We start from the raw sequence: 19,480 nt of genomic DNA on the forward strand, positions 1-19,480 counted from the left end.
AAGGCAGGTGAATCCAATGATTAGAATGACCGATATCTCCAAATCGTTCAGTGGCAATAAAGTATTGAAAAACGTCCATTTTGCTCTCGAAAAAGGTGAAATCCATGCTTTGATGGGTGAAAACGGCGCCGGCAAATCAACTTTGATGAAAGTGATGTCCGGAATTTACACACGTGATTCAGGAATGATTGAAGTGAAAGGCGAAAAAGTCCATTTCACTTCTCCAAAACAAGCTGAAAAGGCAGGCATTGCAGTCATCCATCAGGAATTGAACATCCTGCCTCACCTGTCGATTGCGGATAATTTATTTCTCGGGCGGGAAGAAACCATTGGCCGCACCGGAATATTGAAAACCAAGCAGATGGAAAAAAAGACGCGCCAAATTCTGCTTGACCTGGGTCTTGATATCAATCCTGCTGATCCTGCCAGTTCCTTGTCAGTCGGCAAACAGCAGATTTTAGAAATTGCCAAAGCATTGTCAGTGGATGCAGAAGTGATCATCATGGATGAGCCCACGGCAGCGCTGACAGACCGTGAAATCGATAATTTGTTCAAAACCATCCGGGACCTCCAGAAGCGCGGTGTTTCTTTCATCTATATTTCTCACCGAATGGAAGAGATCTTTTCTCTTTGCGACCGAATTACCATTTTACGCGATGGTGAATTTGTCGGAGAGCGAAAAATAAGCGAAACTTCCTTCGATGAAATTGTTCAAATGATGGTCGGCCGCGAGCTGGGAGAACGTTACCCGGAACGGAAATCGACAATCGGTGAAATCAAACTGGCTGTTAAAGGCCTAAGCCGAAAAAATTGTTTCGAAGATATTTCTTTTGAACTCCGAAGAGGTGAAGTGCTGTCCATTGCAGGGCTCATGGGAGCGGGACGTACAGAAGTGGCACAATCGCTGTTCGGCTACAAGAAGCTGGACAGTGGTACGATCGAGTTCGACGGCAAACAAGTCAGAATTGATACGCCAAAAAAAGCCAAAGAAATGGGCATCGGCTATGTCACGGAAGATCGGAAATCAGAAGGGCTTGTTGTCGACTTTACAGTTGAGGAAAATGTCAGCATGACGAATTTTGCGGCCATATCCAAAAACGGCTTGATTTCTAAAGACAGGGAACGCCAGCTTTACGACACGATGGTCAAACGCCTCGGCATCCGTACATCCGGCCCTGACCAGGCAGCGAAATCCTTAAGCGGCGGAAATCAGCAAAAAGTGGTGATTGCAAAATGGCTTGGCATTGAACCGAAATTGCTGATTTTGGATGAACCGACACGAGGAGTTGATGTCGGTGCGAAAAAGGAGATTTACTCCATCATCAACGAACTGGCTGAGCGTGGTGTGGCGATTCTAATGATTTCTTCAGAACTGCCGGAAGTGATCGGCATGGCTGATCGCGTCCTGGTGATGCACGAAGGAAAAATAACAGCTGATTTAGCGAAAAACGAAATGACACAGGAACGAATTATGCATTTTGCTACAGGAGGTGGAAAACTTGCAGTTGAAGACCAATAATCAATCAATTTTACAAAAAATCGCTCCATTTATCGGATTAATCCTCATTATCGTGATTATCACCATTTTAAATCCAGGGTTTTTATCGGTATCCAATTTAATGAACGTCCTTCGGCAGGTTTCCATCAACGCTTTGATCGCCTTCGGTATGACTTTCGTCATTCTGACAGGAGGCATCGACTTATCCGTCGGGGCGACTCTCGCTTTGACTGGAGCTGTTTCGGCTGGAATGATGGCAAGCGGGGTAGATCCGATTTTTGCTATGTTGCTTGGGCTTTTGCTTGGGGCAGTTCTGGGCGCAATTAACGGAATCATTATTGCAAAAGGTAAAGTGGCGCCGTTTATCGCTACATTGGCAACAATGACCATTTATCGAGGTTTGACATTGGTCTACACAGACGGACGCCCTATTTCAGGATTGGGCGACAGCCTGACGTTCCAGATGCTTGGAAAAGGTTATTTCCTTGGAATTCCTATTCCGGTAGTAACCATGATCGTCAGTTTCGCAATTTTGTATTTCATATTGAAAAAGACGACCTTCGGGCGCCGTGTCTATGCAGTAGGCGGCAATGAAGAAGCCTCGATCTTATCAGGGATCAATGCAGACCGCATCAAAATCTATGTATATTCGTTGCTTGGGTTATTGGCAGCATTAGCTTCACTGATTTTAACATCGCGGTTAAATTCGGCTCAGCCGACTGCCGGTGAAATGTTCGAGCTTGATGCCATCGCTGCTGTTGTTCTAGGCGGCACAAGCCTGACCGGTGGCCGTGGATGGATCGTCGGCACGCTAATTGGTGCTTTGATCATTGGTGTACTGAATAACGGTTTGAACTTGATTGGGGTTCCGTCCTTCTTCCAGCAAGTGGTGAAGGGTGCAGTCATATTATTAGCGGTTCTTCTGGACCGTAAAAAAACAGCATAAGGGGTGCAGGAAAATGAAAAAAATGCAATTGGGGTTCATTTTAATGGCAATGATGATTTTGGCGGCTTGTTCAATGGAAGCTCCAGGTTCAAGTTCTGAAGAGGAAAGTGGCGATGGCGGAGAAGCAAGCGGCGATTACACAATCGGGTTTTCAATTTCGACATTGAATAATCCATTTTTCGTTACACTGAATGAAGGTGCTGAAGCGAAAGCTGAAGAGCTTGGTGCGACACTAACAGTAGTGGATGCACAGGACAATGCTTCAAAGCAGGCAAGTGATGTAGAGGATTTGATCCAGCAGGAAGTGGATCTGATCATGATCAATCCTGTAGACTCTGAAGCGGTTGCGGCCGCAGTAGAATCAGCAAATGCTGCAAACATTCTGGTCATCACCGTTGACCGCAGTGCTGCGGGCGGCGAAGTGGTTTCCCATATCGCTTCAGATAACATCGCTGGCGGTGAAATGGCAGGCGAACACTTGGTTTCAATCGTGGGTGAAGGTGCTCAGGTTGCAGAACTTGAAGGCGTTTCAGGATCTTCAGCTGCACGCGAGCGTGGAGAAGGTTTTAACAATGTCGCGGGTGACAGCCTTGAGGTTGTCGCTAAACAAACAGCGAACTTCAACCGTTCTGAAGGTTTATCAGTCATGGAGAACATTCTTCAGGCAAACCCTGACATTACAGGAGTATTTGCTCATAACGATGAAATGGCATTAGGTGCTCTTGAAGCTATTGAAGCTTCAAGAAAAGATATTGCGGTTGTCGGATTTGACGCAAACGAAGATGCAGTTAAAGCTGTAGAAGAAGGCCGGTTAGACGGTACCATTGCTCAAAAACCCGAAATGATCGGTGAAATGGCCGTTGAAACGGCAGTCCAGTCACTTGAAGGCGAAGAAGTTGAAGCATCGATTCCTGTCGAGCTGGAATTGGTGGAGTAAGAGAATAAAGAATAGATATGCGGTTACCATTTAATGGACCACAGATACACTCGACTGACTTGAGTGGTCTGTGGTCTTTTTCTGTTATACTGTTGTCAAAAGCTGAAACAGGAGGTCAAGTTATGAAAGATGTATGGATAGTGAAGTACGGTGAGCACACAATCCGTGTCGTCAATACATGGACCAATGAAAAACTGTTTGTGGATGGAGTTTTGCAGGATGAACAGGTTGGTTTTCATTTAACTTCCCGCCTGTTTGGAAAAGTGAAGAACGAAGATGGCCAGTATGAAGAAATCAAAGTGTCGATTGGATCGTGTTTCTGCAAAGTGGAATGTCGGATTTTTGTAGGCGACCGGCTGCTTTATACAACAGATTTGCAATGGGGCGGATGACGCTCTGGCAATAAGAATACACATATAAGAAAAGGTTCAGCGGAAACTCGATGTTTCCGCTGAACCTTTTTCTATGAGATAGAGTAGGTGAATTAGGCTATGGGTTTTATTAATTGGTAAAAAATAAATAAATTTAAATGGATAATATTCCTATAAGTATAAAAAAGTTCTATGTTTAAAGGTTCATTTAATGAATTAACTGAAAACTCTAGAGGGGAGTATGGTACATTCTTTAACATATTATGGGATAGGGGATGGAATGATGAGTGGCAAAAGAATTCTAAAAGGAAGTGTATTTTTATTATTGGCAGGAGTGTTAGCGGTTTCGCCGATTCGTTTGGCTGATCAAAAAATAACAGCAGGGGCAGACGATAAATATGCACCGCTGGTCAGCGAAATCAACCAGATTCTGCAGGATGAACGGTTGGATGGCGCTTTGGCAGGTGTCAGTATAAGGGAAGCGGAAACAGGCGAAAAAATCTACGATCACTTTGGAGACACCCGGTTGATACCGGCTTCAAATATGAAGCTCTTCACCGCTGCAGCAGCATTTGAAACCTTGGGTGAAGACCACCGGTTCTCCACCGAGATACATACGGACGGCACATTGAAAGGCAAGCTCCTCAAGGGCAACCTCTATTTAAAGGGTAAAGGGGATCCGACCTTGTTGCAGGAAGATTTTGAGCAGTTTGCGCAGGAGCTGAAAAGCCAAGGGATCGAAAAAATTAAAGGTGATCTGATTGGTGATGATACTTGGTACGACGATGTCCGACTGTCAGAGGATATCACTTGGCAGGACGAAGTTTATTATTACGGAGCACAAGTATCCGCTTTGACTGCATCGCCCAATGAAGATTATGATGCTGGCTCGCTTATCGTTGAAGTGAATCCGGGCGATTCAGCAGGCGCAGAACCCAAAGTGTCCATGTCACCTGAAACGGATTACGTAACCATCGTGAACCAGGCGCAAACTGTGCCGGCAGGCCAGCCCAAAACAGTTTCCATCAGCCGTGAGCACGGAACCAACGAAATAATAGTTGAAGGGAATATCCCTGCGGAAGGTTCACGGACGCGGGAATGGATTGCTGTGGATGAACCTTCAGGCTATGCCCTGGATTTGTTTGAAAATGCTTTGCTTGCTGAAGGCATCGAGTGGGCCGGAAAGTATACGCTGGAAATGGGCGTAACTCCCGAAGGCAGTACACTATTGCTCGAGCATGAGTCGATGACGCTCGCAGAGTTTTCAATTCCGTTCATGAAGCTCAGCAATAATGGCCATGGTGAAGTATTGATCAAGGAAATGGGCCGCGTCGCCCAAGGAGAAGGCAGCTGGGAAGCAGGGTTGAAAGTGATGGAGGATGTAGCCAGTACAATTGGCGTCAACACGGATACAATTCTGCTGCGTGACGGTTCTGGGATGTCCCATGTCAATTTGATTCCTGTGAATGAAGTATCACAATTATTGTTTGGAGTCCAGCACAAATCCTGGTTCGGCAGCTACCTGAATGCTCTTCCGGTTGCGGGAAATGCAGAACGATTTGTCGGTGGCACATTGCGAAATCGGATGAAAGAAACAGCAGCCCAAAATAACGTCAAAGCGAAAACAGGTACATTGACCGCTGTATCCGCTTTGTCTGGCTATGCCACAACCAAAGACGGCAAGCCATTGATTTTTTCCATCATCATCAATAATGACCTGGCATCAGTCACACCAATCGAAGACGCCATTGCCACGGCAATTGCGGAATCAGGTGAAGAACGGTAAGACCAGAACGGGAAGCCTACAGGCTTCCCGTTTTTATTATGGAATTCATAATCGACAAACTTCGTAGATAAGCTGGTATTCTATTAACAAATTCTGTATGTTTATTATATTCAGTTTTTATAAAAGGAGGCTATACATAGATGAAACCCATTATTGGAGTTACTGCGTCTTTGGAACTCGGACGTGACGAATACGGCATCGAACTTGCCGATACAGAAGCGATAGTGTCAGCAGGCGGCTTGCCGATCATGCTTCCGCACTTAATGGAAGAAGCGGATATTGAGGAAATTGCCGAGCATATCGATGGGTTGTTCCTTGCTGGAGGCTATGACATCGATCCGACTTTATTTGATGAAGAGCCGCATCCGAACCTTGGGGTGATCATCCCGTCGCGCGACGCATTTGAATTGGAGTTGGCAAAAAAAGTACTGGCTTTGAAAAAACCGATTTTGGGTGTGTGCCGGGGAGCGCAAATCTTGAATATCGCTGTCGGCGGTGACATGTATCAGGATATCACAACGCAAGTAAAAGCCGATCTGCTGCAGCATCAGCAGAAAGCGCCGCGATTCCATGGTTCTCATTTTATTGACGTAACGGAAGGGTCGTTGTTGCACCGATTAACAGGAGTGCAACGCATGAAAGTGAACAGCCGTCATCACCAGGCAAATCGGCACGTGCCGAAGCCCTTTATCATCAGTGGTATATCGAGTGATGGGATTGTGGAAGCAATCGAAAGTACGCAGCATCATTTCGCATTAGGCGTGCAATGGCATCCGGAAAACATGGCACGGGCTAAAGACTCGGCATCACTTGGCATCTTTGCGGGCTTTATCGAAGCATGCCGTGAAGAAGGGGATGAGTAGATGAAGATTTTCGATACGCATTGTGACGCGTTGTTGAAGCTGCAGATCGCTAAACGAAATACCCTGTTCAAAGGCGAAGCATTGGACTACCGGCAGTCAAATGAACTGGAAACCAATTTTGGAAGGTTGCAGGCTGGAGGGGTGAAAGTGCAGTTTTTTGCTGTCTTCATCCATCCGGAATTCCCATCCGACGAAAAATGGCAGCATGCGCTGGAACAGGTGGATTTGTTCTACAGTGAGATTCTTGGGAAAAATCCGCTGATGAGGCAGATCAAAAACTGGCAGGATATCGACTTGTTAAAGCCCGATGAAATTGGAGCGGTTTTGACTTTGGAGGGAGCGGATGCATTCGGAAACGATTTAGCGAAACTTCGCCATCTCTATCGTTTAGGTGTTCTGTCGATCGGTTTGACTTGGAACAATGCCAATCTTTGCGCCGATGGTGTGGGTGATCCGCGAGGCGCTGGTTTGACGGTGCTCGGGAAAGAAGTGGTCCACCTCAATAATGACCACCATGTTTTCACCGATGTATCCCATCTGTCCGTTAAAGGATTTTGGGATGTCATGGAGCTGGCGAAATATCCGATCGCCAGCCATTCCAATGCGCGGGCCCTTTGCGATCACCCACGCAATTTGGATGACCAGCAAATTCAGGCGATGTTTGCCAACAATGGCATGATCGATGTTGTGTTTGCTCCACAGTTTATCAATAATGACAGTGAACAGGCGACGATATCCGATTTGATTCGCCACATTGATCACCTCAGTTCCTTGGGTGGAATTCACCAAATAGGCATCGGGTCCGATTTTGATGGGATTTCTTCGCACATTACAGAACTCGGGGATGCATCAGAATTCCCTAACCTGATCAATGAGCTGCAGAAGCATTATACAGAAGCGGAAGTGGAAGGATTTGCATACCGCAACTTTCTGGAACATCGTCCTGGGATGTAAGTGAGGGGGAGAAAGATGGAGAAGACGCCAAAACAAAAAGTGAAAGAAGTTTTTGGGAAAAATGCCGATAAATATGTAACCAGCAACAGCCATGCTAAAGGAGATGATCTGCCGCTGATTGTCGAATGGCTTCAACCTAAGAAGAGCTGGACTGTGCTGGATATTGCAACGGGAGGTGGCCATGTGACCAAAACACTGGCTCCCCATGCAGAGACGGTATTTTCTACAGATCTGACAGAAGAAATGCTGGAGAATACGGCCAAGTATCTGCGCGGCAGTTTCGATAACATCCAATATGTAGTGGCGGATGCTGAGGCTTTGCCATTCTTGAAGGAAAGTTTTGATGCAGCAGTGTGCAGGATTGCACCGCATCACTTTCCGCATCCGGCCCGATTTATCAAAGAAGCGGCACGGGTTTTAAAAAAAGGCGGAAAATTTATGCTGATCGACAATGTCGCCCCGGCAGACCCCGAGCTTGCAGAATTTATGAACGCTACTGAAAAATTGCGGGATGCCAGCCATTCACGCTGCCTGCCAAAAGAAGAATGGGCGAGTCTGCTGGAGCAGAATGGTTTGGTGAAACTGAAATCAGCGGACCGGAAGAAAACATTCGATTATCCGTCGTGGGTAGCTCGAACTGCTGAAAGTGAAGCGCAGGTGGAGCAGGTTTCCCTGCATTTGCTTAGTGCGGATGAAAAAACCACTGACTACTTTTCAATAGAAACCAGTGCTGGAAAAATTCAAACCTTCACAATTGATGAGTGGATGGCTCTGTACGAAAAAGTAGACCATTGAGAAAACCAAAAAAAGCCCTTTCACCAAACCGGTGAAGGGGCTTTCCAATCTAATATTTGTTCATGGACGATTCTGCATCCTTTGCTTCTTTTTGACCTGCTTCACTTTGGGCGACAGGATCAGATGAAGTATCTGCTTTCGCATGTTTGCGTCTGTGTAGGATAGCATTGATTTCAGCACCGATCACCAGAATCAGACCGGTCAGGAAGAACCATAACATGAGTACAATAAGTCCTCCAAGACTGCCGTAAGTAGCCGAGTAACTGCCGAAATTGGCAACGTAGATTGAGAATCCGAATGATACGACTTGCCATAGCACGGTTGCAATTACTGCTCCGATAATGACTTCCTTGAATGGGAAATGCTTATCAGGAGCAAACTTGTACATAAGTGCCAAGACAATACTCATAACTGCAATGGAAATGACCCAACGCAGAATCTGGAAAATAATTTCTGTTTGTTCTGGAAGACTCAAGAAGGATTTAACCATGTCAATAATCGTGCCACCAAAAATTGGCAGGACGAGTGCGACAATAACCGCTACGAGCATACCAAGCGTCAAAACTATGGCTGTCGCTTTCAATTTAATGAATGAACGGGTTTCTTCAATGCCATAGGCTTGATTGGTGGCATCGATAAACGCAGTCAAGGCGTTCGAAGCAGACCAAAGCGTACCCAGAATACCAAATGTCAATAAACCGCCTGATGGTGTGGTGACGACACTGACAATCGTCTCTTCGAATGTTGAAGCCACTTCCCCTGGGAGGATGGTGCCGATGAAATCTACCGCACGCTGTGGGTCGATCTGAAGATAAGGCAAAATAGCCAGCAACAGGATTAATAAAGGAACGATAGCTAAAAGATAGTAATAAGCCTGTGCCGCTGCTAGGGTCGTTGCTTTATCTTTTTTAAACTCACTGCCAAGTTCTTTGGCAAACCCCATAGCTTTACTCATATGAAAACCTCCATTTTTAAAATTGGTTATTCTTTATATGCCCCGTTATACATAGGATTAACCCTAAAATGGAAACAAAAGCTGATTTGCAGGAAAAAGAGCTGGAAACCTCGATAGTGGTGACAGATTCAGTGAAAGGGAAAATTTGATGAGAGCCAATAGCCTGAAACCTTGATATGCTGTGTTTTTCAATAGTTGAAAAAATACAGCATTATTGAAATTTGTTTTCTGCAAAGAAAAAAACGCCCGGCAAGCGGACGTTCATTTTAAGCTGATTTTGGCAAGAGATCACAGGCCACTTTTAAAATATGGTGATTTTCCATTTCAACGATGGACCATTGGCAACCACCTTTTATAAAGAGGTCCCCAGTTTCAGCTTCAATCAGCTGATGCTGAATCCAGCCGGCGATCGTATCGATGTCTTCGCTGTCTTCAAAAGTAAAGCCGAACCGTTCTTCCAGATCCTTCAATAGGACACGACCATTCAAAAGATAGCGGGTATCGCTTTCCTTAATAATTTCTTCGTCTTCTTCTTCATCAAATTCATCGCGGATTTCCCCTACAATTTCCTCTAAGATATCCTCCATTGTAATCAATCCGGAAGTTCCACCATATTCATCGATGACCAAGGCGATATGTGTACGGTCTTTCTGCATTTTTACCAAGGCATTTTGAAGCGGCGTGGTTTCATGGAAGTAAGGAAGATCGTGTATCAGTTCTGATAACTCAAATTGACCGTTGACAGCATAATGGGTCAGGACTTCTTTGGCATTGATGAAACCGATCAGGTCGTCTTTGTCTCCATCTCTTGAGATGGGATAACGGGTAAAGCGGTGCTCACGGATTTCAGCCAGAAGTTCTTCAGTTGATAAATCATCTGAAAAAGCGATCATTTGCGTACGCGGAATCATGACATCTTTTGCGCTGCGTTCATCAAAAGCAAAGATATTCTGCATGTAGGACAATTCGGTTTGGTTGATTTCCCCGCTTTGGAAGCTTTGAGCCATAATGATTTTCAGCTCTTCTTCTGAATGGGCCTGCTCTTCTTTCGCAGGTTCCACCCCGAAAACACGCAATAGGATGCGAGCTGAACCATTAAGGACGAAGATGAACGGATACATGATTTTGCCGAACCAATACAGGAAAGGCGACAAAAGAAGCGTCATCCGTTCTGCAAATTGCAGCGCCAACGATTTTGGTGCCATTTCCCCAACGACAACATGCAGAAAAGTCACCAGTGAGAATGCCAATACAAATGAAATGATGGTAGAAGCGGAAGAAGGAACACCGAGCATATCAAACAAAGGATGTAAAAGCCGTTCAACGGTAGGTTCCCCCAACCAGCCCAGTCCGAGGGCGGTGACGGTAATTCCCAACTGACACGCTGACAGATAATAGTCAAGGTCACTGGTGATTTTTTTGACCAGCACAGCTTTTTTGTTTCCTTCATCGATCAATTGGTCGATGCGCGACATCCGGACTTTAACGACGGCAAATTCTGAGCCGACGAAAACAGCCGTTAACGCGATTAATAAGACGAGCAAAGCTAAATTCACTAAAAGTATGGGGTCCAATAAATTCCCTTAAATAAGGGATTCACCTCCGAAAGTATTTGTTGAAGTTAAATTTACCATAATGCGAGCACGAAACATAGAGCAAAGCTTAGTGCTCAGAAATGATTTGTCGTGTAATCTCCTTCACGTCGATGGCCGTGTCTTCATTGATGACATCGTCGAGCATGACGTTCTTGAAATAATCGATGCTTGCAGGCAAGGGAAGGTCCAATATTTTAGTCAAAGCGATCCGGTACATGACGACAAATTCTTTGTCGGTATTGCCGCGTTTCAACTCTGCGAACGCTTCATAAAACTGATCGAGCTTATCCGCCAGTTCAAGCAGGCGGCCTTCAACGGTGGAATCTTTCCCTTCCTTCATGCGATCGAAAAAGACATCGTGAAACTCCTCGGGAATCTCGCGCAGGATGAACTTCTCCATCATGCCTTCTTCCACTTTTGCGATCATTTCCTTCAATTCGGGAGAAGCATATTTGACCGGAGTCTTGATATCTCCGATGAATACTTCGGCGAAATCGTGATTGATGGTTTTTTCATACAATGCCTTCCAGTCAACTTCACGTCCTGCACGTTCTTCAATTGTTGCAAAAAACATCGCGTATTGGCTGACTTTCCACGAATGGGCTGCAACATTATGTTCTTCAAATTTAAATCTTCCAGGTGCACGGATAATCCGTTCCAAATCATTTAATGATGTAAAAAATCGATGAATGCCCATAATGACGCCTCCTTCTAGTTGAGTTGAATAGTAAGTTGTAAGGATGCGAGTCTGCAGAAAATGACTTGCAGATCAGCTATGCCTTCGCACATGGCTGCAACAGGTATGGGAGTTGCCGAAGGCTTACACCGGCCTCGTGCGAATTCTTCATGTCCTCACCCTTTAATAATTAAATTCCTTGTCTTCAGCATACACGATTTTTAGTATAATATACATGACACCGGTAAAGCGTGACGAAGGAGAAGAGGAGCATGACAGGAAAGACACACATCATAGGCGGCATCGCAGCATCTCTTGCTTTTGCACAAGTTACAAATTACGAGCCGGTCTTATTGCTCGGAGCAGGCGTCATCGGGTCGCTGATTCCTGATATTTGCCATGGCAGCAGTAAGATTGGGCGGGCTTTGCCTCTTTTATCAAAATTGATCAACGGTCTTTTCGGGCACCGGACATTCACGCACAGCCTGCTGTTTTTGGTTCTGTTTGGGATTTTGTTGCATAACTTGATGCCGATGGAAGCAATTTCAGCAGGGCTGCTCGTTGGGATGGCAAGCCACATCGTCTTGGATATGGCAACAAAAAGGGGAGTCAAACTATTCTTCCCCATAAGATTGACCGTCCGGTTTCCGCTGACCGCTACGACTGGCGGAACTTCAGAAAACCTGGTCTTTGCATTGCTATCGCTTCTTTGCGTCTATTTCGGTTATGACGTTTTTCTTTCGCTGTAAACGTTTTACTTCATGACAGAAGGGAAATGGAAGAACAAACGCTCATAGGAGGAATGATTTTAATGGCTAAAAATGATTTTTCAAAAGATGCAAATCCACAAAGCAGCCACAATCGCCGGCAGCGTGAAGAATTCGAAAGCATCGATCAGGAATCGAGAGAAGATGGCGACAAGATGCAGAAAAAAGGAGCTCACAGCAATACAGGAGTGGGCGATGAACGGAATCCGATCGGAGAATCGGAAGAAAAGTAGCTGAGCCGTAAAGAACTGGCGTATCAAGAAATTTAGAGCAAGCGGCTGACTCGTCAGTCCCTGAAATAAAACCGCTGAAGAAAAATCAATGATTTTTCTTCAGCGGTTTTTGTTTTGGATGTGATGATTTGGATCTTCTTTGAAAAGAAGAATTATTTTATTCCATTAATAGAGCTTACTTTCTAATATGAGTGAAATACTTTCTGTTTAGGTGCAAATACTTTCCGTAAACGGCTGAATACTTTCTAATAAGCTCTAAATACTTTCCATGCCTTCAAAAAGTTCAGGAATGGAGTATATTCGATCTTTATAACTCCCGACGAATGGCGTATTTGCCGATTTCAACATCTTGGAGGCGGTAGTAGTGGAAGGGTGTCCAGTGAATCCCCTGAATTCCCGGTAGCTGATGGTCGTTTCGGCCAAGGTCCGGTGCTGCAGCAATGCATTCAAGTGAGCGATTGGATCACAGTTCATTTGCTTCATCAAGTGGAACACGCCATATTTCTCTGTATAAAGAAACCCGTCTTTGGGCGACTTGTCTGCCAGAGCATAAAGCTATACAATGATGAAAGGAAATTATTGAAAAATTCGTTTTTTTAAGACAATGGAGGGATAAGATGATTTCTGCAACATGGAACTGGATGTGGGAAAAACACGATCAGGCAAAAGAAACATTTCGATTCTTCACCAACCCTGGAGGTGGGGTGCCCGACGACCGTGATCGAGCGGAAGATGCCGGATCTTATGATGAACGCAAAAAGAACCGCAGCTACAATACACCTCAGTTAATCGGTCTATTTCTGGGGCCGTTGCTTTTCATCTTGACGCTGGTTTTCTTTAACCCTGATGGGCTGTCCCCTGAGGCGAAGGCTATACTGGCCAGTACAATCTGGATTGCGACCTGGTGGATTACGGAAGCCATTCCGATTCCCGCAACATCGCTTCTGCCGATTATTCTTTTTCCGATGACTGGCGGACTTGATGTCAGCTCAACAACATCTGCATATGGCAATGATACAATCTTTCTTTTTATGGGCGGCTTTATGATTGCCCTAACAATGGAGAAGTGGGATCTACATAAGCGAATTGCCCTTACTATTATTTCTATCATCGGTACCAATACTGAACGGATCATTCTCGGGTTTATGGTTGCCACCGGTTTCTTGTCGATGTGGATCTCCAATACTGCCACAGCGATGATGATGGTGCCGATCGGACTGGCGATCATCTATCAGGTATCAGAGGCGCTGAAGGATGACTCTTCGATCAATACTACAAAAGAGAATTTTGGTTTTGGTAAAGCCTTGATGCTCGGGATTGCCTACTCCGCATCACTCGGCGGGATTGCAACATTGATCGGAACACCACCCAACACCTTGCTGGCTGGTGCGGTCAATGAAATCTACGGCATTGAAATCACGTTTGCACAATGGATGCTGTTCGGTGTTCCATTGGCCTGGACTTTCATTTTAATCGCCTGGATTTATTTGGTGAAAGTCGCTTACCCACAGAAATTGAAGCATCTGCCTGGAGGGAGCGAAGTGATACGCCAGCAGAAAGCGGAGTTAGGCGCTGCTTCTTATGAAGAAAAAGCAGTCTTTGTTGTTTTCGTAGCAGTGGCGCTTGCCTGGATCAGCCGCTCTTTTGTTTTGGATGCTTTTGCACCGAATCTGGAAATGACGGATGCCATGGTCGGTTTGATTGCTGCGATGATTTTGTTCATCATCCCTTCGAAAAACAGAAAAGGCGACCATTTGCTGGACTGGGCAACAGCAGTCAAACTGCCTTGGGGCATTCTGCTGCTGTTTGGTGGCGGGCTTGCCATCGCTGCTGGCTTCACAAACTCCGGTCTGTCTGAGTGGATCGGAAATCAATTGATCGGACTGCAGGGAGTCAATGTCCTGATTATTGTTCTGGTAGTGGCTGCGCTGGTCTTGTTCCTAACGGAAATCACTTCCAATACAGCGACTGCTTCCATGATGTTCCCGATCATGGCATCTCTTGCAGTAGCGCTCAGCATCCATCCATATGCGCTGATGGTCACTGCAGCCGTAGCGGCATCGTGTGCATTTATGCTGCCGGTTGCTACACCGCCGAATGCGGTTGTCTTCGGATCCGGATATTTAAAGATCTCAGACATGGCTAAAGCTGGATTCGCGCTCAATATATTCGGTATTTTCTTTGTCTCACTTGCGGTGTTCTACTTCTTGCCGCTTGTCTGGGGACTCGACCTGATGTCGATTCCAGCAGAATTTCTCGAATAAAGTGAAATAAACAGCAAAAAGCAGGCTCACCTTCTGGTGGAGCCTGCTTTTTTTCTGTAGAGAGTGACAGCCATTATATAAAGAAGCGGCAAGATTGCGGTGAAAAGAACCAGTCCGGTCCAGCCAACAGAAGTCCATAGAGGACTCAACAGGGAACTTCCCGCTGCAACACCAATGTAGTATGACACTAAATACAAACTGGAAGCACTGCCCTTATGATGGGCTGCCTGCTGGCCGACAGAAGCGGCAGTCAAGGAATGGGAAGTGAAAAAGCCCAGGCAAGTCACACAAAGGCCGACGACAATCATCCAAAGATGAGGGCTGAGTGTCATGAACATGCCGGCTGACAGGATAAAAACTCCTGCTAGACGGACGTTGCGCAATCCGAATGTCTCGGCGGCCCGTCCCGCGAGTGGGGAACCGATGACACCAATGCCATAGGCAAAGAATAAATACGAAATGGCTTGCAGTGACATGGAGTAAGGCGGGCTTTCCAAATAGAACGGCAGGTACGTCCAAATGCCGGTAAAAGAAACTTGTAAAATAGCGCCCAAACCGAAAACGACGAGAAGTGCCGGATTTTTCAAGTGAAACAGGAATCCCTCAATGTCTTTTGCAAAGCTCAGTTGGCTGGAGCTGAAATTCTGTGAAGGCGGCAGGAGGTAGACAACAGCTGCGAATAATAGAAGTCCTGTCACAGCAAATGCATAAAATGAAAACTGCCAGGAGAAATGGTCGGTCAGATAGCCGGTTAAAACCCGCCCGAGCATGCCGCCCAGTGCGTTGCTTGATATGTAAAGAGCAGTTGCGTAAGCGATATTCTTTCTGTCGATTTCTTCGCTGATATAAGCAAGCGCAGCCGCAGGAACACCTGCCAGCGCAAATCCCTGGATAAAACGAAGAATCAGCAGTACGGTAAATGAATCCGTCATGGGAATGATGAAAAAAGGGATTGCTGATCCGAGTAAAGAATAGATGATATAAGATTTTCTGCCATTACGGTCAGAAAAGAACCCAAGGACGATCAATCCAAGGATCAAACCGACTATGGTCAATGACAAGGATAAACTGGCTGTAGAAACAGAGACTTGAAATTCATCTACAAAAACAGGCAGTAAAGGCTGTACAGCATACATATTTGCAAATATGAACAATGAGGCAAACAGAAGGCTGAGTATAATTTTCCAAAACTGGCGGTCTTTTACGGTATAACGCTGAGCATCCATAGGTCACTTCCAATCACTGATTGCTTTTTTGTCTCGGCAGCTTTAAGCCGGCAAACTGCCAATGAGCCAAAACTTCCATACTTCCATATATTTTACCATTAAAAAATTAGTCCAAATGGCAAATCGATCTAAAAAGCAATGCCTTTAAAGAGGTATAAAAAAGCCCGCATGCCCAAAGGCTGCGGGGAAACTTATATTTTGTTGAAGAATGAGACAATTTGTTTTTTTGTAGGTTCCTGCAAACGGTAACGCAGTTCCTTGTTTTGAGTATTGACGATATGATAGGCCGGATTCTCAGCGACAGTAAACTTCCAATGCGGTTTTGTATTTTTCTTTTTGATTTGAAGTTCTGGAAGCATCATTTTCTTTGTAAAGCTTTCAAGCTTCGCCATTAAAAAGGTGTCCATGTACCGTACGAGCAAAAAGCCTTGTTGGCGTTCAGGATCGAACTTTGCCAAATTGAATTCACTGACGTCAAAACCTTTTTCATATCGCTGAACAGATGGGGATAATACAAAACAATCTTCATTCATAAAGATAGTTGAGTTTCCTTGTTGTTTCAGCCCTAATTCTTCAACCAGAAAATCCTTGTTGACGAGACTCATTTCGCGTGCAGTAGCCATGTGATTCCTCCTAATATAACTCGTTGTTCTTCTATTATAACACTATTTAGCCATTTAAGGGGCTGTAACGTATTTTCCCTGGATTTTAAGCCTTAACGGGTGTAAAGGCTTAGGGCTATTGATTTAAAGGAATAATGGCATATGCAAAATCTAGCAGGACAACCCGACGGAAGAACAAGGGAAATGACTGATTTCACCTTTATAATAAAGGATATACTATCTGAATATTTTCAAAATACAGGGCAGAAGCAAAGAAGGTAATAGAATTATCTGGTATATTTAAGATAGGGAACCTTTAACGGAAGGAGTGGTACAGATGTGTGGAAGATACTCATTGTTCACTGATTATACTGTATTGATTGAACGCTTCAATATTGAAGAAGCGGCGATTGATGAAGACGAGTATTCGGCAAGCTATAATGTGGCGCCTTCCCAGGAAGTGGTCGCGATCGTAAATGATGGAGAGAAAAACCGGCTTGGCAAACTCAAGTGGGGGCTGATTCCTCCATGGGCAAAAGATGTGAAAATCGGTTATAAGATGATTAATGCCCGGTCGGAAACTGCAGCGGAAAAACCCAGCTTCCGCAATGCCTTCAAAAAGAAACGTTGTTTGGTGGTGGCGGATTCTTTCTACGAATGGCAACGCAAAGATGGAGAAAAGATACCGATGCGCATTAAATTGAAAACGGGGGAACCTTTCGCTTTTGCGGCTCTTTGGGAATCGTGGAAAGCACCCGATGGCAAGACGGTCAATAGCTGTTCCATCTTGACGACAGGTCCAAATGCTTTGATGGAGTCAATCCATGACCGGATGCCTGTCATTCTATCAAAAGAGGACGAGAAGATTTGGCTGGATCCCGATGTTGACGATGTTGAAACATTGAAAGGGCTGTTGAAGCCCTATAAGGCAGAAGACATGGAAGCCTATCGGGTTTCGGATGAAGTCAACTCTCCAAAGAACAATAAACCGGAATTGATTGAAAAAGTCGGCTGAACCAGCTGGACCCTTTACTGATTTTGCGATTATAGGGGGGAGTTAGATGAAGAGCGGGTTGATATTGGAAGGCGGCGGAATGCGTGGCGTTTACACAGGCGGTGTTCTGGAAAAGCTGTTGGAAGAAGAAATTTTTGTCGACTATATCATCGGTGTTTCGGCAGGAGCCTGTCATGCATCTTCTTACATTTCCAGACAAGCTGGACGCAATCGCGAAGTGACCATCGGATATGTTAACCATCCGGAATACATCTCTGTGAAAAATCTACTGGTGAAGCGGGAGCTCTTCGGAATGGATTTGATTTTCAATGAAATCCCGAACAGCCTGGTTCCTTTCGATTATGAACGCTTTAATGACGCAACGGAAGAGTTCGTGGTCGGCACGACGGATTGTTTAACCGGCGAAGCAGTATACTTTGAAAAACAAAGTCGGCCGGAAGATGTGCTGGCCATTGTCAGAGCCTCCAGTTCGCTGCCCTTAATGGCGCAGCCGGTGGAATTTGCCGGTAAATTATTAATGGATGGCAGTATTGCAGATCCGCTTCCGATCCGTAAAGCGTTATCGGACGGAGTGACCAAACCGATCATCATTTTGACAAGAGAAAAAGGCTACCGGAAAAAACAAAGTCGGCTCGCTAAAATTATGCCGGCATTTGTTCGCCAGTATCCTGCTATCGCCAAGAAAATGGAAAGCCGGCATCTTTATTACAATGAAACAATAGAATTTATCGAGCAATTGGAACGTGAAGGGCTGGCCATGGTGATACGCCCGATGAACCTTTATAAAATAAGGGGTGTAGAACGAGATCGGGAGCGGCTGGAAGCTTTATACAACCAAGGCTATCAGGATGCCACCGACCGATTCCAGGAACTGCTGGAATTTCTTCAGAAATAAGTTTAGAAAATGAGAATCGCATCGTGGTAAAGTTAGATTGGGGTGATGGTGATGATTCATATCGTAGATCATCAAAATGAACAGCTTGCAAAAGAAATACAGGGAATCCAGCAGGCTGCTTACCGAATAGAAGCGGAATTGATGGGTTTCCATGGAATTCCTCAGCTTCATGAAACGATTTCTCAAATCCAAAACAGTGCCGAAACCTTTGTCGGATACAAGGAAGAGCAGTTGCAGGGACTCCTATCGTATCAAGTAGAAGAAGGAGAAGTCGATATACACCGGCTCGTCGTGCATCCTGATCATTTCCGAAAAGGTGTCGGCAGAAAACTGGTGGCCTACTTGCTGGGAAGTTTTAGAGGCTATCGATTCACGGTCAGCACTGGAACTGCAAATAAACCCGCCATCGCTCTATACAAAGCACTCGGGTTTCAGGAACAGCGCTTAACTGAAGTAGCTCCGGGCATTACATGTACGGAATTCAGCTTGGACAATTAAAAGGGATCATATCTTTGCCCAAGAGGGAATTAGACATTCCGCTTTCAAAATAAAAGCTTGAGGTGTATTCATGAGACTGGATCTTATTGATCGAAAGATATTGGAGTTATTGACTGAAAACGGCCGGATTTCATATGTGGATATTGGGAAAGAATTGAATTTGTCGCGGGTGGCGATCCGTGAAAGAGTCCACCAGTTAACGGAAGCCGGTGTCATTGAAAGTTTTACAGTCGTCATCAACAGTGAAAAAGTCGGTAAAAAAGTATCTGGATTTTTTGAAGTGGATTGTGAACCGGCTTCTTTGGTTGAGGTGGCTCAAACTTTGGCGGATAACCCCAGTGTGGCCAGCTGTTACCAAATGACAGGTCCATCCACGCTTCACATGCATGTGCTGGTCGATGATTTTACCGACCTGGAAAAATTCATCAACGAAGAACTCTATGCCCTCGAAGGAATCACAAGGGTAGAAAGCCATATTCTCCTTCGGCGTTTCAAGAGCCGTACCGGGATGAAGCTATAAAATCCTGCAGCCGATGCGAGCTGCAGGATTTTATTTTATAAGTGCAGTATATCCCTCTTTTTCAGTGGGAATATTCTGTTATTT

At 45.2% G+C, this 19,480-nt stretch carries 21 protein-coding genes; 15 read left to right on the forward strand and 6 right to left on the reverse strand.

Translation table 11 applies throughout. From position 1 onward, the window contains the following. Window positions 1–16 precede the first annotated feature (16 nt). The 8 genes from K8U60_RS12320 to K8U60_RS12355 all read left to right on the forward strand — a co-directional run bounded on the left by K8U60_RS12320 (window position 17) and on the right by K8U60_RS12355 (window position 8,150). Window positions 17–1,519: a sugar ABC transporter ATP-binding protein gene (locus tag K8U60_RS12320; RefSeq protein ID WP_223639598.1), complete on the forward strand. Its 1,503-nt coding sequence runs from the start codon at window positions 17–19 to the stop codon at window positions 1,517–1,519. Then, complete coding sequence (locus K8U60_RS12325; protein ID WP_263298662.1) at window positions 1,500–2,444, forward strand: ABC transporter permease subunit; 945 nt, start codon at window positions 1,500–1,502, stop codon at window positions 2,442–2,444. Before K8U60_RS12320 ends, K8U60_RS12325 begins: the two co-directional genes overlap by 20 nt. A gap of 13 nt (window positions 2,445–2,457) precedes the next feature. Next, the gene (rbsB, locus tag K8U60_RS12330; RefSeq protein ID WP_223639601.1) at window positions 2,458–3,381 is read left to right on the forward strand and encodes a ribose ABC transporter substrate-binding protein RbsB; all 924 of its coding nucleotides are present in this window, start codon (window positions 2,458–2,460) and stop codon (window positions 3,379–3,381) included. A gap of 122 nt (window positions 3,382–3,503) precedes the next feature. Continuing rightward, on the forward strand, window positions 3,504–3,773 hold the full coding sequence (locus K8U60_RS12335; RefSeq protein ID WP_223639604.1) for a hypothetical protein: 270 nt from the start codon (window positions 3,504–3,506) through the stop codon (window positions 3,771–3,773). A gap of 262 nt (window positions 3,774–4,035) precedes the next feature. Further along, the gene (gene dacB / locus K8U60_RS12340; protein ID WP_223639607.1) at window positions 4,036–5,538 is read left to right on the forward strand and encodes a D-alanyl-D-alanine carboxypeptidase/D-alanyl-D-alanine endopeptidase; all 1,503 of its coding nucleotides are present in this window, start codon (window positions 4,036–4,038) and stop codon (window positions 5,536–5,538) included. Between the two features lie 140 nt (window positions 5,539–5,678). Continuing rightward, window positions 5,679–6,401 carry a gamma-glutamyl-gamma-aminobutyrate hydrolase family protein gene (locus tag K8U60_RS12345; protein ID WP_223639609.1) on the forward strand — a complete coding sequence of 241 codons (723 nt, stop codon included), beginning with the start codon at window positions 5,679–5,681 and terminating at the stop codon, window positions 6,399–6,401. Next, window positions 6,402–7,355 carry a dipeptidase gene (locus tag K8U60_RS12350; RefSeq protein WP_223639622.1) on the forward strand — a complete coding sequence of 318 codons (954 nt, stop codon included), beginning with the start codon at window positions 6,402–6,404 and terminating at the stop codon, window positions 7,353–7,355. 15 nt (window positions 7,356–7,370) lie between these two features. Beyond that, on the forward strand, window positions 7,371–8,150 hold the full coding sequence (locus tag K8U60_RS12355; protein ID WP_223639625.1) for a class I SAM-dependent methyltransferase: 780 nt from the start codon (window positions 7,371–7,373) through the stop codon (window positions 8,148–8,150). A gap of 49 nt (window positions 8,151–8,199) precedes the next feature. Here the strand turns inward: K8U60_RS12355 and K8U60_RS12360 are convergent, their stop codons facing one another. The 3 genes from K8U60_RS12360 to K8U60_RS12370 form a co-directional block, all read right to left on the reverse strand. Further along, on the reverse strand, window positions 8,200–9,105 hold the full coding sequence (locus tag K8U60_RS12360) for a YihY/virulence factor BrkB family protein (protein ID WP_223639629.1): 906 nt from the start codon (window positions 9,103–9,105) through the stop codon (window positions 8,200–8,202). Window positions 9,106–9,371: 266 nt separating this feature from the next. After that, window positions 9,372–10,679 carry a hemolysin family protein gene (locus K8U60_RS12365; protein WP_223639632.1) on the reverse strand — a complete coding sequence of 436 codons (1,308 nt, stop codon included), beginning with the start codon at window positions 10,677–10,679 and terminating at the stop codon, window positions 9,372–9,374. Window positions 10,680–10,767: 88 nt separating this feature from the next. Then, window positions 10,768–11,397 (reverse strand): YfbR-like 5'-deoxynucleotidase, encoded by a 630-nt coding sequence (locus tag K8U60_RS12370; RefSeq protein ID WP_223639635.1) that lies wholly within the window; start codon window positions 11,395–11,397, stop codon window positions 10,768–10,770. A 251-nt stretch (window positions 11,398–11,648) separates the two neighbouring features. Between K8U60_RS12370 and K8U60_RS12375 the strand changes: the two genes are divergently transcribed. Both K8U60_RS12375 and K8U60_RS12380 read left to right on the forward strand, forming a co-directional pair. Next, a complete protein-coding gene (locus K8U60_RS12375) occupies window positions 11,649–12,125 on the forward strand; it encodes a metal-dependent hydrolase (protein WP_223639638.1) in 477 nt (158 codons plus the stop codon). A 62-nt stretch (window positions 12,126–12,187) separates the two neighbouring features. Next, a complete protein-coding gene (locus K8U60_RS12380; RefSeq protein ID WP_223639641.1) occupies window positions 12,188–12,376 on the forward strand; it encodes a hypothetical protein in 189 nt (62 codons plus the stop codon). Window positions 12,377–12,631: 255 nt separating this feature from the next. Here K8U60_RS12380 and K8U60_RS12385 read toward each other — a convergent pair whose 3' ends face one another. Then, a complete protein-coding gene (locus K8U60_RS12385) occupies window positions 12,632–12,862 on the reverse strand; it encodes a hypothetical protein (protein WP_223639644.1) in 231 nt (76 codons plus the stop codon). A 131-nt stretch (window positions 12,863–12,993) separates the two neighbouring features. On the opposite strand from K8U60_RS12385, the gene K8U60_RS12390 reads away from it, so the two are divergent. Next, the gene (locus K8U60_RS12390) at window positions 12,994–14,640 is read left to right on the forward strand and encodes an SLC13 family permease (protein WP_223639647.1); all 1,647 of its coding nucleotides are present in this window, start codon (window positions 12,994–12,996) and stop codon (window positions 14,638–14,640) included. A 26-nt stretch (window positions 14,641–14,666) separates the two neighbouring features. On the opposite strand, the gene K8U60_RS12395 is transcribed toward K8U60_RS12390, so the two are convergent. Further along, on the reverse strand, window positions 14,667–15,866 hold the full coding sequence (locus K8U60_RS12395) for an MFS transporter (RefSeq protein ID WP_223639650.1): 1,200 nt from the start codon (window positions 15,864–15,866) through the stop codon (window positions 14,667–14,669). A gap of 191 nt (window positions 15,867–16,057) precedes the next feature. After that, a complete protein-coding gene (locus K8U60_RS12400; protein WP_223639653.1) occupies window positions 16,058–16,489 on the reverse strand; it encodes a hypothetical protein in 432 nt (143 codons plus the stop codon). A 316-nt stretch (window positions 16,490–16,805) separates the two neighbouring features. On the opposite strand from K8U60_RS12400, the gene K8U60_RS12405 reads away from it, so the two are divergent. The 4 genes from K8U60_RS12405 (at window position 16,806) to K8U60_RS12420 (ending at window position 19,396) form a co-directional block, all read left to right on the forward strand. After that, complete coding sequence (locus K8U60_RS12405; protein ID WP_223639656.1) at window positions 16,806–17,483, forward strand: SOS response-associated peptidase; 678 nt, start codon at window positions 16,806–16,808, stop codon at window positions 17,481–17,483. 46 nt (window positions 17,484–17,529) lie between these two features. Beyond that, on the forward strand, window positions 17,530–18,378 hold the full coding sequence (locus K8U60_RS12410; protein WP_223639671.1) for a patatin-like phospholipase family protein: 849 nt from the start codon (window positions 17,530–17,532) through the stop codon (window positions 18,376–18,378). A gap of 51 nt (window positions 18,379–18,429) precedes the next feature. Beyond that, window positions 18,430–18,876 carry a GNAT family N-acetyltransferase gene (locus tag K8U60_RS12415; RefSeq protein ID WP_223639675.1) on the forward strand — a complete coding sequence of 149 codons (447 nt, stop codon included), beginning with the start codon at window positions 18,430–18,432 and terminating at the stop codon, window positions 18,874–18,876. Window positions 18,877–18,946: 70 nt separating this feature from the next. Next, window positions 18,947–19,396, forward strand: a complete 450-nt coding sequence (locus tag K8U60_RS12420; RefSeq protein ID WP_223639693.1) for an Lrp/AsnC family transcriptional regulator — start codon at window positions 18,947–18,949, stop codon at window positions 19,394–19,396. Window positions 19,397–19,480 lie beyond the last annotated feature (84 nt).

It is taken from the genome of Planococcus circulans (assembly GCF_020023385.1).
Classification (GTDB): Bacteria; Bacillota; Bacilli; order Bacillales_A; family Planococcaceae; genus Planococcus.